This is a genomic window from Anoxybacteroides tepidamans (assembly GCF_014201465.1).
GTDB classification, from domain to species: domain Bacteria; phylum Bacillota; class Bacilli; order Bacillales; family Anoxybacillaceae; genus Anoxybacteroides; species Anoxybacteroides tepidamans.
In genome coordinates this window covers 20863-37189 of the sequence record NZ_JACHEP010000004.1, presented here as the reverse complement: position 1 = coordinate 37189, position 16327 = coordinate 20863, and the positions used below count along the sequence as shown (strand labels likewise).

At 42.2% G+C, this 16327-nt stretch carries 10 protein-coding genes and 3 pseudogenes; 1 reads left to right on the top strand and 12 read right to left on the bottom strand.

Annotated elements, in window-relative coordinates:
* Positions 1-5: 5 nt before the first annotated feature.
* From celB to HNQ34_RS06115, 5 genes are all read right to left on the bottom strand, one after another.
* Complete coding sequence (gene celB / locus HNQ34_RS06135) at positions 6-1328, bottom strand: PTS cellobiose transporter subunit IIC (protein WP_183252651.1); 1323 nt, start codon at positions 1326-1328, stop codon at positions 6-8.
* 18 nt (positions 1329-1346) lie between these two features.
* Positions 1347-1679 (bottom strand): PTS lactose/cellobiose transporter subunit IIA, encoded by a 333-nt coding sequence (locus HNQ34_RS06130; protein WP_183252649.1) that lies wholly within the window; start codon positions 1677-1679, stop codon positions 1347-1349.
* Between the two features lies 1 nt (position 1680).
* Positions 1681-1992 carry a PTS sugar transporter subunit IIB gene (locus HNQ34_RS06125; protein WP_183252647.1) on the bottom strand — a complete coding sequence of 104 codons (312 nt, stop codon included), beginning with the start codon at positions 1990-1992 and terminating at the stop codon, positions 1681-1683.
* Between the two features lie 1089 nt (positions 1993-3081).
* Positions 3082-4602, bottom strand: a complete 1521-nt coding sequence (locus HNQ34_RS06120; protein ID WP_183252645.1) for an acetyl-CoA hydrolase/transferase family protein — start codon at positions 4600-4602, stop codon at positions 3082-3084.
* Between the two features lie 205 nt (positions 4603-4807).
* Positions 4808-5455: a LytTR family DNA-binding domain-containing protein gene (locus tag HNQ34_RS06115; protein WP_183252644.1), complete on the bottom strand. Its 648-nt coding sequence runs from the start codon at positions 5453-5455 to the stop codon at positions 4808-4810.
* Positions 5456-5782: 327 nt separating this feature from the next.
* Here HNQ34_RS06115 and HNQ34_RS06110 point away from each other — a divergent pair.
* Positions 5783-6435 (top strand): annotated as a pseudogene (locus HNQ34_RS06110) (hypothetical protein).
* Positions 6436-6544: 109 nt separating this feature from the next.
* On the opposite strand, the gene manA reads toward HNQ34_RS06110, so the two are convergent.
* The 7 genes and pseudogenes from manA to HNQ34_RS06075 all read right to left on the bottom strand — a co-directional run bounded on the left by manA (position 6545) and on the right by HNQ34_RS06075 (position 16259).
* Positions 6545-7495: a mannose-6-phosphate isomerase, class I gene (gene manA / locus HNQ34_RS06105; RefSeq protein ID WP_183252642.1), complete on the bottom strand. Its 951-nt coding sequence runs from the start codon at positions 7493-7495 to the stop codon at positions 6545-6547.
* A gap of 27 nt (positions 7496-7522) precedes the next feature.
* Positions 7523-7978, bottom strand: a complete 456-nt coding sequence (locus HNQ34_RS06100; protein WP_183252640.1) for a PTS sugar transporter subunit IIA — start codon at positions 7976-7978, stop codon at positions 7523-7525.
* Between the two features lie 18 nt (positions 7979-7996).
* Positions 7997-9958, bottom strand: a complete 1962-nt coding sequence (locus HNQ34_RS06095) for a BglG family transcription antiterminator (protein WP_312856101.1) — start codon at positions 9956-9958, stop codon at positions 7997-7999.
* 77 nt (positions 9959-10035) lie between these two features.
* Positions 10036-11451 (bottom strand): annotated as a pseudogene (locus HNQ34_RS06090) (PTS fructose transporter subunit IIC); the annotation flags it as partial.
* A gap of 405 nt (positions 11452-11856) precedes the next feature.
* Complete coding sequence (locus tag HNQ34_RS06085) at positions 11857-13902, bottom strand: methyl-accepting chemotaxis protein (RefSeq protein WP_183252633.1); 2046 nt, start codon at positions 13900-13902, stop codon at positions 11857-11859.
* Between the two features lie 356 nt (positions 13903-14258).
* Positions 14259-14817: pseudogene (locus HNQ34_RS06080) on the bottom strand (IS701 family transposase); the annotation flags it as partial.
* A 182-nt stretch (positions 14818-14999) separates the two neighbouring features.
* Positions 15000-16259, bottom strand: a complete 1260-nt coding sequence (locus HNQ34_RS06075) for an EAL domain-containing protein (RefSeq protein WP_183252630.1) — start codon at positions 16257-16259, stop codon at positions 15000-15002.
* Positions 16260-16327 lie beyond the last annotated feature (68 nt).

The following is a 16327-nucleotide window of genomic DNA, read 5'->3' as shown; positions in this document are numbered from 1 at the left end:
CTTTCTTAAGATACGTTTCTTGTCGATTCACCGCTACCTTCATCTTGTTCTTTTTGCAAGTTCATTCGGTCAATAAATTTCAAAAATGGGAACCAAATAATCAATACAATCGCAAAGTTCACAAGCTGTAAAAGTCCGCCTGCCAACGAGTTCGTAGCCATAATTCCGTTAATGAAGATCGGAACGGTCCAAGGAACAGCAACCCCTGTCGGAGGCGGTACAAGCCCTATTGACATCGCTAAATATGTCACAAACGTTACGACCATCGGTGCAATAAACCACGGGAACAAAATCAACGGGTTCATTACAATTGGCAATCCAAAGATCACTGGTTCATTGACGTTGAAGATTCCTGGACCAATCGCTAATTTCCCTACTTGTTTTAGTTGCTTGCTTTTCATAAAGAATAGCATCGCAATGACAACTGCAAGCGTCATCCCTGTTCCACCCATGCCGACGGTGTAAATTTCCATAAATTGCTTACTGATGATATGTGGAACTTTTCCTGTTTCCATGTAAGAGTTCAAGTTTTCAAGAGATAATGTATTCCAAATCGGATCCATGACCGAGTTAATAATAATTTGTCCGTGCAATCCGAAAAACCATAAAATTTGCGTGACAAAAATCGCAATTAATGTCGGAACAATGCCGCTTCCTAAGCCGACTAGCGGCGCTTGAATCGCGTTATAAATGACATCGTGCATATTCGTTTTAAATCCTTGCGTGACAATAATGTTAATCACAAGGAATACAGATAAGGTAATAAGAGCTGGAATAAGCGCTGAAAAAGATCGCGAAACAGCTGGTGGAACACCAGCAGGCATTTTAATCGTAATATCTTTTTGAACGACCCACCGATAAATTTCTCCGGATACGAAAGCCACAATCATGCCTAAAAACATTCCTTTTGCGCCGAGACGGTCAAGCGGAATGACGTTTTGGACCACCTCTTTGCCTTCCGTTTGTAAAACAAACGGAGTTAAAATTAAGAAAGATACAAGTGCGATCGCACCGCCAAAAACTGCTTCGACGTCATAGCTTTTCGACAAATAATAGCCGATGCCAAACACAACGAAAACAGACATAATTCCCATTGTCGCCTGCGGGGCAACGCTTAATGCCGAACGGAACGTATTGAGCGCTCCTTCGCTCATCGCTTTATCAAGAAACGGCAAGTTGGCGAGCACAACTGCAATCGAACCGAAAATCGTAAGTGGAAAGGCGAGCATAAAGGCATCCCGCAACACTTTTAAATAGCGGTTGTTGTTAAGTTTGCCAGCGATCGGTACTAAAAAGCGGCTAAACGTGTCAAACCATGATTGGTTCATATGTCTCCCCCTCAATGTTTAGAAATTTCGTGCTTTAAACAATTCAATGAGTTCTTTCACTAATTCTTTCATCGACAGCGTGGACATCAGATGGTCTTCCGCATGCATCATTAACAAGGAAAATTCCGCACGTCTTCCACTCGCTTCTTCCTGAATCATTTGAAAATGAATGCCATGGGCCGCGCTTAAATCTTTTTCCGCTTCGCTCACTAAACGCTCTGCTTCCTTAATATTTCCTTCTCGATACTGGCGGATTGACTCAATAATTTTGCTTCGGGCGTTTCCGCTATGAAGGATGAGTTGGAAGCTCATTTGCTCCGCGGTCAAACTTTCGAGTGATTGCTGTTCCATTTTAACGATCCCCCATCAGTTTCAATGCTTGTTCATATACTTTTTTGCCATCAGCTAGACCGTATGCGACCATATCGATGACTTCGACAGGAACGTCGTATTTTTGCGCTTCTTTTTGCAGCTCGCCTTTTAAAAAGCTCATTTGCGGACCGATTAATACGACATCTGCTTTTTCCATTTCTTTTTTCGCTTGGTCTTGCCCGACTGCCCAAATTTCTGCTTCATCACCGATTTCTTTCGCGTATGCTTGCATTTTCGTCACTAGTAAACTCGTAGACATCCCTGAACTGCAAGCAAGTAAAATTTTTTTCATGGCGATCCAACCCCTTTCGATGTTTTTAAGCGTTTTCAATAATAATTATATATCTTTTTAATTAAATGTCTATACATTTATTTTAAAAAATATTTACAAATTTTAAATAACGAGTAACAAAAAAACCTACTGCTTTTAAAAGCAATCGGCTTTTTCGTTATCGTTCCCCATGTCTACTTTTTTTAAGCCACACCGGAGAAGAAACGATCATTTGCAGCGTTCCTTTGACCGTAAAGCGTTCAAATGGATAAGAGATGATGAAATATGGTCGCCTTTATACAGCGGATACGACGCCTGTTTCATGCAAAGCACCTTTGCTCCGGAAAGAACGCTGGCCAACAGGAAACAATCGGTGTTCACTGACAGCTCGATCTCTTTTACAAAATCGCGGGTAGATGAGAAGAGTGGCTTTGTTGATAAGCATAGGCGGGGATTTGGCGGAGTTGTGCGGGAGTCATTGCAGTTTTCTCTCCTTATGTATGCAAATGAACTCCAGTAGCATATGACTTGGGGATATTGCCCATTATTGTCTAACACGAATTCGGCACTTACTATATAAATACAACTGGGAAGTTTAACTTATGGCGGACGAAAAAGTAGACTCCCTATTTTTTCGACTGTCGGAGGCAAGTCTGTGACTTGCCTTCGTCACGCCTTCGCGTGACAGAGGACCGAACAACACCGCTTCACAGACAAATTCATTTGTCTGGAAGCGGTGTTGTTCGGTCACCCGACAGTCGAAACATACCGATTACTCCATAAAAGGCGAAAACGTTAAAGTTCCAAATTGCATTTATATAGATAAACAAATCGCTCCTCGAGCCTTGATATATAAGGGTGGAGAAGCGATCGAACATACTTCGGGCATGTATCTAGGAGCGAGGATGAATGTCTAAGATCCTCTCGTGGGAGAACTTACTCCTGCAGCCGCAAACAGTTAACCTTGTTTCGCAGTGAGCTCCGTGCATAAATAATGGTCACCGGATTGGGAAGAAAAATGTCCTAAAGTAAGCCGCTGCAGTTCTGCTTTCGTCTTTGCTCATCAATAAAGGAAGCGCTTTTATTAGACGCCTCCGGTTCATACCATTCTTACGCCTGCGGTTGATAGCTAAGTTGCAACATTGTTCCGTATTTTTCATAATTGGCATACCATGAGAACGCTTTCTCAAGAACGTGCGGTGTCTGCCCTTTACGCTTTAGCGCTTCCTGAAAATAAGCATAGAGCTGCGGCCGGTAATCCGGATGTGCACAGTTGTCGATAATGAGAGGAGCTCGCTCGATCGGCGCTAATCCGCGCAAATCAGCATAACCATACTCGGTAATGATCACATCTACATCATGCTCCGTATGGTCTACATGTGATACAAATGGAACGATGCTGGAAATCGCTCCGTTTTTCGCAATCGATTTCGTGACAAAAATCGTAAGACGCGCATTGCGGGCAAAATCTCCCGAACCACCAATGCCGTTCATCATGTTTGTCCCACGGACATGCGTAGAATTCACATTTCCGTATATATCTGCTTCTAAAGCCGTGTTAATCGAAATGAGGCCAAGACGGCGAATAATTTCCGGATGATTGGAAATTTCTTGCGGTCGAAGGACCAGCTTGCCTCGATAAGCATCTAAATTAGCGTACACTTGCTCCATTTTATGTTGCGACAATGTAATGGAACACCCAGACGCGAACCGGACTTTCCCGGCATCGATCAAATCAAACATCGCGTCTTGAAGAACTTCTGAATATACTTCTAAATCGGAAAATTCAGAATCTAATAGGCCGTAAAGAACCGCATTCGCAACCGAACCGATGCCGGCTTGAATTGGCGCTAACCGTTCAGAAAGCCGCCCAGCAGCCACTTCGTTTCGCAGGAAAGCGATTAAATGATTCGCAATCGCATCTGTTTCCGCATCCGGAGGGACAATCGTAGACGGTGAATCCGAATAGTTTGTTAAAACAATTCCAATGATTTTATCTTCATCCACCGGAATGCCTACCGTCCCGATCCGATCATCTACTTTCGTCAAAGGAATCGGGTTTCGTTCCCCTTGTTTGCCCACCTCATAAATATCGTGAAGCCCTTGCAACGCCCTCGGCTGGGCTACGTTCAATTCGACAATCACGTGCCGAGCTTTTTCGACAAAAATCGGTGAATTGCCGACAGAAGTAGAAGGAATTATCATGCCGTCTTCTGTTATTGCAACCGCTTCCACAATCGCGAAATCGATAGGATTTAACACGTCTGAACGGACGAATTCCGCTGTATGCGATAAATGTTGATCCACAAACAACATTTCTCCCGCATTAATTTTTTTGCGCATGACGGAATCAGCTTGAAACGGAAGGCGCTTGTTGATCATGCCTGCCTCTGCCATTAACTTATCGATATCTGAACCTAATGACGCGCCTGTATATACGTTGACTTTGAAAGGTTGGCGTTTTGCTTTTTCAATCAACGCAAAAGGAACGGCTTTTGCGTCCCCAGCACGAGTAAACCCACTCAGCCCAAGCGTCATCCCGTCTTTAATCCACGAGGCAGCGGTTTCCGCTGTGACAACCCGATCTCGCAAACGAGGATTGTCAATGAGTTCTAAAAGCTGTAGATCCAATATAACCTCACCCCTCTGATTTTTTTAATATTATAACGACACAACTAACAAAAATCATTCAAAATGGAGTAAAAGGGCTTTCTTTATGACTGAAGAAGCATTTTCAATACATAAAACAGAAAAAGCCGCATTCCGCCTAACAGCTTTCCGCCGTAGGCTTTCTGCGACTATGTTCGGCAAAGGCTTAATCATGGGTAGTTTATTACTAAAAACAAAGAATTTTACGAAAATAGCTGGCATATGTTTGGCTAACCGGCACTTTTGAGCCGTCTTTCATAATCAATAAAAACGTTGAATGCGAATCGGGATGAATTTCTGCGATGTAACGAATGTTCACGATATACGACCGATGGCAGCGAATAAGCTGATCATTCGGAAGCGAAAATTCTAGTTCGGTTAAATTATATTTATGATAGCCTTCCGCACCAATCGCTTTCACAAACGTTTTTCGATTCCGGGCTTCTAAGTAGACAATGCTTTCGAAAGAAATAGGAACCCAGCGGTCTAGCGTTCGAATAGTTAAACAAGACATAGTAAATGCCGGTTTTCGCGGCAATACGGCCGTCACACATCCTTTAGATGCACCACCATCTAAAATGGGAACCGATATTCCAAAATAAGGTACTCCGAACACACGGCTATCTTTTTGTTCCGCGATTTTCCGTTGAATAGACAACGCTTTATACGTCACTGACTCAGGCTTGATTTTATCTCCAGGGCGAATTTTTAAATCGATATGTTTGCTTGGCTGATAATAAATGTAGCGCTGATCGTCTGAAATGACAAAAGACGCTTCCATCGGAAATAGTTCGCTCATCACTTTTGCGATCGAAGAAACAGTGAACGAATCCATCCAATCTCCCCCCTATGGTACTACCACTTGACGATGTACAGAAGCTCCTCATTTCCCTAGCTGCTTAATGTAGAAAGTAACCGCCAACTATTACAGCAAACTCATTTTCAAATATTCCTTCATAACAGAAGTCATCCTTTCGGGGAAAATGTAGAAGGAAATCACGATAACATTTTCATTAAAACAGGAGAAAAAGGGAAAGTCAATGAAAAGAATGAATTTTCTAATAATGACAAAACTTGCGCTAGTTCTCTTCAGCTTTGATTGAGTGTGGCAGGAACTAAGCCGAAAAGTATAGTAATCGTAAAAACAAGTTAGGGCTGAAAAATGATGCGTGGGATATCGTATCACGCGAAAGACATTTTGTTTAAGTCGTTAAGCGAGTGGTACGAAAACTAGGCGCTTGATGTGTACGGGCTGCATGGACTGCCTAGAATTAAAGCGCTTTTACCGAATGAATTTCCGTCTGTACGAGCCGATGAAAAACGTTCGGACACGTTGTTTCTTCTCGAAGACGATTCTGATCCTCCTCTATAATACGAAAGCAACCAACGATTTATTGCCAATCATTTAAAGTACCTCGATTATGCTTACCGAATTTTGCACACATACATAAATAGCAAAAACAAATCAAGCCGACTCACATCGTTGTCATTTACACAAGCGCCCACGAACAGTTGCATGCCGGGGATGTGCTCATTTCTTCGCAAGCCGTCTTGCTTTGTGAATACAACGGAGATGCGATTTTCCATACATGCGAAGAAAAAATTCGCCACAACGAACCGTTAACCGCCGAAGAAACGATGAAGCTCATTCTCGTCCCGCTTATGCATAGCCGCTTCGATCGACAAACGATGATTGAAAAAACGATCGAAATCGCGAAAAATTTATTAAATGTCCTACCGATTCAGGAGGTAACGAAGCGAACAGGACTCACCATCGCCGAAGTGGCAGACTTGGCGAAAGAAATGGACAAATAAGCCCGCAACCGCAACATACTGCCTGCACAACAAAGAGCCGCAACAAGCGAAGCGGCTCTTTTTATCGGGGTGTGTGGAGTGCACGCTGCCATGTTCTCTCCTTTGTTGTCTATGGATGTGACACGATCATTTGCACATTTCCTTTCACTTGAAACGTTCCAAATTGATAAGGAAGAATGAAATGGTTCCCCTTCCAAATCTCCCATTCCCCTTCTTCCGTCGCGATCGTTCCTTCTCCTGCAATGACACTCACAAGCATAAACGGTTTATCTTGTTCCAGTTCAAGCTGGTCATGGACATCCCAACGATACACAGTGAAATACTCGCTTTCAATAAACATTGTAATCGTTGCATTGGCCATTTGCACCACCGCTGACTCGACTTTTTCTTGCACATGCGGCACGGTCGTGACATCAATGGCTTTGTCTAAATGCAACTCGCGCAGCCTTCCCTCTTGATCACGACGGTCGTAGTCATACACACGATACGTCGTATCAGAGCTTTGCTGTGTTTCAAGGATTAACAAACCGGAACATAACGCATGAATCGTACCGCTCGGGACATAAAAAAAGTCACCGGGCTTTACTTTGACGCGACACAACAGCTTATCCCACTGGCCGTTTTCGATCATTTCAACCAATTCTTTTTTTGTACGAGCATGATGACCAAAAACAATTTCCGCATCCTCTTCGCAATCAATAACATACCAACATTCTGTCTTACCTAACTCACCATTTTCATATGTGCGAGCATATTCATCATCCGGGTGCACTTGCACCGATAAATCGTCATTGGCATCTAAAATTTTCGTCAAAAGCGGAAAGCGGTCGGACGGAAAATGACCGAATAATTCTCGATGCTCGTCCCATAGTTCTCCTAACATCTTTCCTTGAAACGGCCCGTTTTTTACGGTCGTTTGTCCGTTTGGATGGGCCGAAATCGCCCAACATTCCCCTGTTCGTTCAGACGGAATGCGGTAGCCGAACTGCTCAGCCAGTCTCGTCCCACCCCAAATGCGTTCTTGAAAAACTGGCTCGAGAAAAAGTGGTTCACGGTTCATTGCGTGTGCCTCCTGTTCCTTTAAGATTTACACCATTTGTTCAAATAATTGTACAACATCTTCCACGTTTGTGGCAGCTAACAGTTGTTCTCTAAACTCATCATCCATCAATTTTCGCGATAAAAGTTGCAAAATTTTTAAATGTTCATTTCCAGCGTGCTCCGTTGGTACCGCAATCATAAAAATAAGCTTTGCCTTTTCGCCATCAAGACTGTCCCAATCTACCCCACTTCTTTTTAATCCAAACGCGACGCTTGTTTTCTTAACTGACTCGCTTTTTCCATGCGGAATCGCAATGCCAAAACCAATTCCTGTACTTCCTTCCATTTCCCGTTTGTATAAAGATTCTTTATATTTTTCTTTATCGTTTAAAGCTCCGGCACGATCGATCATGTTAACCATTTCTTCCATGATTTCATCTTTCGTAGAACCTTCTAAGTTCAAATTGATTAATTCTCTCGTTATAAGTTGCGTCAATTTCATTGATATCCGACTCCCTTTCTATAAACATTGATAAAATTCTTGAACAGTTTGAGATACTTTTAGTTTTTTTAATGTGTCTTCATCCTCTGATAAATTCGCTAATTCTTGAAATAAATGTTTGATTTTTGTGTTTTCTTGTAAGCGATTGGCGAGCATGAAAACGAGATTAACCTTTTCGCCGTCCCAGTCAACCGGAACACGAAGCTGCGCAACCGCGATGGCCGACCGCCGAATAAACCTTGCCTCTCCATGCGGAATGGCTATTCCTCCGCCAATATAAGTAGATGATATTTGCTCTCTTTCTTTTGCGCTTTGTTCGTATTCTCGTTCTACATAACCTCGTTCGTAAAGCTCTTTTGCTAAATAGCCGATGACATTTAAACGATCGGTTGACGGTAAATCTAGAAAAATCATGTCTTTATGAATCATCTCTTTAATCGTCTTATACGGTTTATCTATTTTGGCCGACCGTATCTGTATATGAAACAAAAAGTCTTTTATCATCTGTAGCTCATGTTCACGAAGCAACGGACTGACTGTAATGGCAGGGACGTCTGTTTTGGCTAGTGGTACCGTGCTAATCAAAAGATCCGGCTTTTTTTCTTTGATTACTTCTCTCAATTTCGAAACAGAAGCAACACCGACAACGTCTACATCGGGAAATACGGCCGAAATTTTCGCTTCAATTAATCGCGATGTACCTGAACCGGTCGGGCAGACAATCGCTGCCCGTTTTCGTTGATATCGTTTAGTCTGCAATCGCTCAAGCGCCGCTTGAATGTGCAGCACAATATACGCCATTTCATCTTCGGGAATGGTGATACGTATTTGATTTTCGATTTCCCTAATCAACGAAAACACCATCTCAAATGCATAGCGATACATTTGTTTAATTTCCCGCAACATTGGATTGGTGACTGAAAAACCGTTACGCAATCGATTTAATGTAGAGTGAAGATGAATCGTTAATCCTAATAACAGCTCTTGGTCTTCCAACAAACGCCCATCGGTATTTTTGGCGATGTTTTCAATCAACAATCGCGCTACTTTTAACGCTTCTCGATCAACTTTGTTTAAAAACGACTCCGTTCCTTCTTTTACTTGAATTTGATCATAACGAATTCTTGCGCCTAACAAATGTAACGTTATATACCCAATTTCTGCTTTCGGAATTTTAATTGCCAGCCACGCTTCAATCCTTCGCGCTAATTTTTCCGCCAGCTCATATTCTTTTTTTGTCTGCAATTTTTTCAGCTGACCATCATCCATTTGAATACCGTAGCCTTTTTTAATTCGTTTCACGGCAATCGCAATATGAATCGTTAAACTAATGATCGCTTGGTCGGTTAACGGAAAATCGAGATATTTTTCTGTTTGATGAATTTCTTTTTCAATCAAAGCCACCTCATAAGGCTGCAAAACATCGGCGATCATGTTCAATTGCTGCTCGTTCAAAATGTAGTGAGATCGGTCAACTAACAATTCTACTAACCGCGATAATGCCGCACGCCAATTTTTTTCTTCCCCTTCTACTTTTAGCCCTAAATGTGGTTTGCGAATCAGCTTTAAATGGAAATGGTGCAGCCATTCATCGATTTCTTCTAAATCATAATGAATAGTTGACTTGCTAATATAAAATTGATCGGCCAACTGCTGCATCGTGATCGGCTTATCAGCTGTCAACAACCATTTTAATAACTGGAGTTGGCGTTCATTATGTGACAATCCTTCTTCACTATCGTTTAAAAGATCACGGAGAAGTTGTTTTTTACTCATATCATCTCCTTTTAATAACACCCCGACACTCGGCTTTCTTTCGATCTTCAGCGATGGATATCGTTGCATCCATTCATCCAGCGCTTTTAAATCGTTGCGAATCGTTTTTTCCGAGCATCGCAAGTCTTTTGCTAGTGAAGTGACAGGTACGTAATGAGCTGCGTGCAATAATGTTTTTAAAATTTTTTTATGCCTTACAAGCACTACTGTCACCACCATCATTCAAATTCATAAATAAAAAGGAGGAATCTTTGTCATCCAAAGATTCCCTTTTTGTTTTAATTTTCAACATCTACCGGCTTTTTCACGACGTTTACTAATAAAGCGGTCACAATCATTCCAACGATAATCGAGACGAAAAACATGAGAACATTATCCACTGCTTGGAACACCGCTACAATTGGACCTCCGTGCGGCACATGATCAGCGACTCCACTAAGCATCGCAATGACCGCACCAACCATCGAACCAATCATAATGCTTGGAATAACACGCAACGGATCGCGCGCCGCAAACGGAATCGCCCCTTCGGTAATTCCGACTAGCCCCATCGCAAGCGCTGCTTTTCCGGCTTCCCGTTCTTCGTTTGTAAACTTGCTCTTATTTAATAACGTCGCAAGACCTAGCCCAAGAGGCGGGATGCAAATCGCAACCGCAATCGGTCCCATAATGTCGGCATGTCCTTCTGCAATCATTGCTGAACCGAAAAGAAAAGCGACTTTATTAACAGGACCGCCCATATCAAACGCAATCATCGCGCCTAAAATCATCGCCAACACCACTTTACTTGCGCCTTGCATACCGTTAAGCCATGACGTTAACCCTTCCATAATTCCGGCAATCGGCTGACCAAGCACGAAAATAAAGATCGCCGCCACTAAAAGGGATGAGCATAACGGAATAATCAAAATCGGCATAACCGGCTGAATCATTTGCGGGACGCGAATACGTTTAATCGCTTTGACAATATAACCAGCCAAAAATCCGGCAATAATTCCACCAATAAATCCAGCACCTGCTTGGCTACCGTAAAAGCTTCCATTTGCCGCAATATAGCCACCAACCATACCAGGCGCAAGACCAGGACGATCGGCAATGCTCACCGCAATAAACCCCGATAAAATCGGAACCATAAACGTAAAGCTTGCGACTCCGACATTTAAAATATTATTCCAAATAGATCCTTGTGGAATGACCAACCCTTTTTCGGTCGGCTCACCGCCAATCGCCAATGAAAGAGCGATCAACAACCCGCCGATCACGACGAATGGAATCATGTACGAAACACCATTCATCAAATTGCGGTAAATCGGATTTTGTTTTTGACTTCGTTCTTTTTTCACTTCCGTAATACTTTTTAGTTTAGCAGAAGCAACTTGTTCCGCATATACTGGAACTTCGTTTCGCTCAAACTGCGCAATCAACTCTTCTGGACGCCGAATCCCATCTGTCACGGATACTTCGAGAACACGTTTCCCATGAAAGCGGCTTTTATCTACTTGCTTATCGGCAGCAATGATCACACCATCCGCATTTTCGATATCTTCCGGCGTAAGTTCGTTTTCTACGCCAATCGATCCTTGCGTTTCTACTTTCATTTCATGTCCCTTTTTTTCTGCTGCTTTTGCCAATTTCTCCGCGGCCATATACGTATGCGCGATTCCATTCGGACACGACGTAATTGCTACAAGCTTCATCTCATCCTCTCCTCCTCCAACTGTTGTAAGCCTTTTCAATTGCTTCTGATCGTATCTTAACGCATAACCGCTGCTAGAATAGTACAAATTGCTGCCGGAACTTGCGGTAAAAAGTGTATCAATACACCGCCTCTCTGCATTCCATCGGCCATCCTTAGCGATTGCACATCTATTTTATGAAAAAATTTTACATGTCGCATTCATAACAAAAAGGGGAGGCTGACCCAAAAGTCCGCTAAAAAGCGGACTTTTGGGTCAGCCTCGTCAGTCGAAAAAATAGGAAGTCTGCTTTTTCGTTAGTCATAAGTTAACTTTCCAGTTGTATTTATATAATTATAAACATTATATAATCAGGTGTATTGATTAACCAATAAAAACCAGTTTTACACTTGCGTAATTTTCCAACTAAATTTTAAATTTTTTGATTAGCTCTTGTAACTCTTCTGCCATTTTCGCCATCGAAGCAGAAGAAGCAGCCATTTCCTCTGATGAAGCTAACTGCTCTTCTGTAGCCGCAGACACTTGTTGCGATTGCGAGGCAATTTCGGTCGCAACGCGCGTTATTTGATTTATATTGGAAGAAACCTGTGCAATCGCCGCGCTCATTTGTTTTGTAGCCGAAGATACCTCTTGAATTTGCCCTGTTACCTCATTAATGGAATCTTGTATTTCATTAAAGGTTTGTTCAACGGACTCAACCGCTTTAATCCCTTTTACCGACTGTTTCACCGTATTGTCCATCAAATGAACCGTTTCCTCTGTTTCCTCTAAAATCACGTTGATCAATTCTTTAATTTGGTCCGATGACATTTTCGTTTGTTCTGCCAACTTCCGAACTTCGTCAGAAACAACCGCAAAACCGCGCCCATGTTCTCCTGCTCTTGCAGCTTCGATTGCCGCATTTAAAGCAAGCAGATTCGTTTGTTCAGAAATTTGTGTAATGACTTCAATAATCTTTTCAATTTCTTTCGATCGCTCTCCAAGATGTTTGATTTTCTCAGCGACATGGTGAATATTTTCATTCATTGCTCCTATTTCAGAAATAGAAGAATAGATGATCTTTGCTCCTGTATTCGCCTTTTCCGTCGTTTGCGCAGCAAAAGCCGCCACCTTTTTCGTATTTTCCGATACTTGTCCTACTCCTTCAGTAACTTCCCTTGCCATGCTCGAAATATGGGAAGCGCTGCGAAATTGATCATCTGCCCCAGTAGCAACTTGCTGGATTGCTTCTGCCACTTGGCTGCTTATTTTTGATGACTGTTCAGCTGTCGCAGAAAATTCTTCCGCTGTTGCCGCAACTTTTTCGGAAGTCACATTTAACTGCGCTACCATATCTCGCAGATTGACAAGCATTGTATTAAATGATTTTGCCAATTCTCCTATTTCATCATTGTTTTTAATATTTATCGGTTCAGCGGTTAGATCTCCACGGGCAATTTGTTGCGCTGTTTTCGAGACTAACTTGATCGGCCGAACGATCGACAAAACAACAAGCAAAACGACAATAATCGTTATGGCTACACTCAACAAAATAACTTTCACGATTCCGAATTTCAGTTCATCTACTTTTTCCATATAATGTTCCACTGGCATGTAAGATAAAATATAAAATCCATACTTTTCATGTTTTACATACGATGCAATGTTTTTGACACCATTTAACGTGAAGTACCCTTCTCCTGATTTATGTTTTTTCATTTTACTATAAAAATCTTTGATTCCATCCTGTGTGCTAAAATTTATATGAAGGGCTTGACCAGCTTTACTTGATGCAATAACAAGCCCCTGTGGATCAGTAATCATTGTGTTTACATTTTGCCCTGAGCTTCCCTTGACCAGTTCTCTTGTCAATTTGTTGATGTCCACAGCGATGACGAGAACCGAAAGCACTTTTTTCGTAGCATCATCTAAAATGGAGTTGGCGACTGCGATAATCGGTCTTTTCGTTGTAGGAGAATACATGTAATCACTTGTAGATATCCCTGGATTTTTTAATTGCTCATAATAGTAAGCTTCCGATTTTTTATCAAATACGTGGCCTACTGATTCCCCCCCAACTCCATCCACCAAAACTTTATTATCATAAGAAAAAAATATATTTTCGTATAGTCCGTTCGAGTTGATTAATCTTTGTTGCAAATTTTCCGAAATCTCATTTAGTTTTAAACGGTCTATCTTATTTGTTTTGGCAACTTCTTGAAAAAAATCGCGCATAAACAGTTCATTGACCATTGAATTGGATATTTGAAATTGTGAATCGAATACAAAATCAACTTGTTTCTTCTTTTCAAGCGCAATTCTTGATAATGAACTGCTGGCTTCGCTTTCTAAGGCGCGGGATGAGGAATATGTCGTATAAAATAAGTTAATCAGCATCGGAACTAACATGCATATAAGACATATTGAAAAGATTTTTACAAATAGGCTGTTCTTGAATATTTTTTTACTCATTGGAAAAACTCCTTTCATAGAGCAGCGCTAGCATTGCATGATCAGAACACTTGTTTGAAACAAATTTATCATTTAACCTAGATCAAAGCCTACGTAACTATATAAATGGAACAGGCGTGTTGATTCACCAATAAAAACTAGTTGAGATAGCTCTATTCCTAGCTTTTCTGCCGTAGTCGGCATGCGTTTAGCATGCCCTCCTCGAACAATGAATACGTTGCAAGCAAATTCATTTGCCCGCTGGCGTTCTTGTTCGAGGGACGTGGCAGAAAGGCTTGGTTCAGCCATACGATTCTGTATTTTTTACTGTAGTTGAGCAATTTTCATAACAATAATTACTATGTAAAAAGAGAGTTTTTCAGACAAGCTTCCACGAGCGCTTGCGATGGATGCCACGAATTCATCGGACGGCGTACATCCAAAGAAGAAAGCATCTCGATCGCAAGTTCCCCCTTGCTTTTCCTAGCTGCCTTGTTGTAGAGGCGAAAAGCAAACGGAAACGCTTGGGGCATCGTATGAACCATGTGCCAAACGAGAGAATGTTCCGAAATGGACTTTTTGTCTGTGTGGGAATAATGACAATCACACCCTTGAATGGCGTGCGTTGCCTGTGACGAAGGCTTGGTTTTTTGGCAAATCGTATCATCGATCGAAACAAAAAGGGGTTGATTCTCCTGTTTGACGATGCGTTCAACACGATGAAGCATCCACTGCTGGAGTTTGCGAAGCAACGTTTCTTCATCCCAAGGGATGTTTGTGAAAAAATGGCTTAGTGTGGTGCGATGGTTCGGATGAAAGCTCCCATGATGGCGATTGGTCAATGTTCCAGAAAAACCTTTCGTTGTCAGCGCAGCGACGATATGAACGAGATGCTTCATGACAGGTTTTCGAGAAATAAAGCGCCAATCCTAACATCGCGAAAAACTTGTGGATTCCTTAATGATGTACTAAAAAGATGATGAAACAAAAATTAAGAAAAAATCAACAAAGAAACAAAATTTCATAATAGTCCTTGTCAGAACTTCTAACAGATCCTTACCGCTCGCTAGCGAGCCATCATTTCTTCTAGCGAAAGAGGAGCTTCTCTTTGCCCCTCTTTAACGCATCACCGCAATGACCTCCTTAGAAACAGGCGGCAAGTTCGGATGAGGACGGGCGAACAAATACCCTTGGCCGAACGGAACATCAAGCTGGCTGACGACGTTCAATTCTTCAAATGTTTCAATTCCTTCCGCAATGAGCTGGCAGCCGATTTTCTGTGCAAAAATAGCAAGCGTTTCCAACAAAATCGCCTTTATGTTGTCCCGATCAATCCCGTGAATAATGGAACGGTCAATTTTGATATAATCCGGACGCAGTTCGGCAATGGCTTGCAGCGAAGAATAGCCCGCCCCCGCATCATCGATCGCGATTCGATATCCTTGGTTGCGGTAATGATCTAGCACTTTCGTAAAAGAAGCGTAATCATCAATCGACTGGCGTTCGGTAATCTCAAATACGACATGTTGCGGCGTTAAGCCTCTTTTTTCAAGAAGCGCCAACGTCTGTCCTGGCGTAAACTGCGGATCGTGAATGACATTCGCGTTCAGATTAATAAACAATTTCCAGTTCAGATCATCGGGTGAAAATCCTTCAATCGCCCGCTGCCGTGCAACTTTTTCAAGCGCATACAGCTTATGCTCTTTTTCCGCAAACTCCCACAAACGATCCGGCGTCGCAAAATAACTCGTTTGCGGTCCGCGCGCTAACGCTTCGTACCCGTAAATCGTTCCGCTAGAAAGCGAAACGATCGGCTGATAATGCGCCGTTATCTTAGGTTCGGCAAGAATATCGTAAAATTCCGCTTGCAAGCGTCTATATTCCGAATCCGCTTTACTTTTTGCTTCGCCAATCGCTTCTTTAATTGCAACATACAACAAGTTCTCCACCGTTCTTCCGCCGCTAGGGACAAGAAGTGCCGTTCCGATATGAAATTCAACCGGCTTATTTAAATCAACGGAATCATTCAATTGCTTTTGAAAGCCCATGCACATCTCACAAGCGAGACGGAGCAAAACGGTTTTCCCTGCCTCTCGTTCCATGCGAACGAATATCAATACATCATCTCCAAACATCCGATAGGCAAATACTCCAAACGTTCCAGACCGTTCTGCTTCGACAATGAGCTGTTTCCACGCTTCTAAAAGCTGTTGGCACGCCATCTGTCCATACTTTTGTTCGATTTCACCAAACTGTTGAATATCAAAATACAGCAGTCCGACAGGATGTTCGTTCATATAGTGAGCCACTTTTTCGGTCAAACTTTCACGATTCAAACTATCCGCAAGCAACATCATCGAAGTTAATTGATCTGCCATACTTTAAGGCTCCTTTCAAAAAACGAAACAATTCGTGTGTTGTACATTATACCATTCCGATATGAGCG

Coding starts and splice junctions, on each gene's coding strand:
- HNQ34_RS06125 (WP_183252647.1), bottom strand. CDS start 1,992: ATGAAAAAAATTTTACTTGCTTGCAGTTCAGGGATGTCTACGAGTTTA.
- HNQ34_RS06085 (WP_183252633.1), bottom strand. CDS start 13,902: ATGAGTAAAAAAATATTCAAGAACAGCCTATTTGTAAAAATCTTTTCA.
- HNQ34_RS06100 (WP_183252640.1), bottom strand. CDS start 7,978: ATGAAATTGACGCAACTTATAACGAGAGAATTAATCAATTTGAACTTA.
- HNQ34_RS06130 (WP_183252649.1), bottom strand. CDS start 1,679: ATGGAACAGCAATCACTCGAAAGTTTGACCGCGGAGCAAATGAGCTTC.
- manA (WP_183252642.1), bottom strand. CDS start 7,495: ATGAACCGTGAACCACTTTTTCTCGAGCCAGTTTTTCAAGAACGCATT.
- HNQ34_RS06075 (WP_183252630.1), bottom strand. CDS start 16,259: ATGGCAGATCAATTAACTTCGATGATGTTGCTTGCGGATAGTTTGAAT.
- HNQ34_RS06115 (WP_183252644.1), bottom strand. CDS start 5,455: ATGGATTCGTTCACTGTTTCTTCGATCGCAAAAGTGATGAGCGAACTA.
- celB (WP_183252651.1), bottom strand. CDS start 1,328: ATGAACCAATCATGGTTTGACACGTTTAGCCGCTTTTTAGTACCGATC.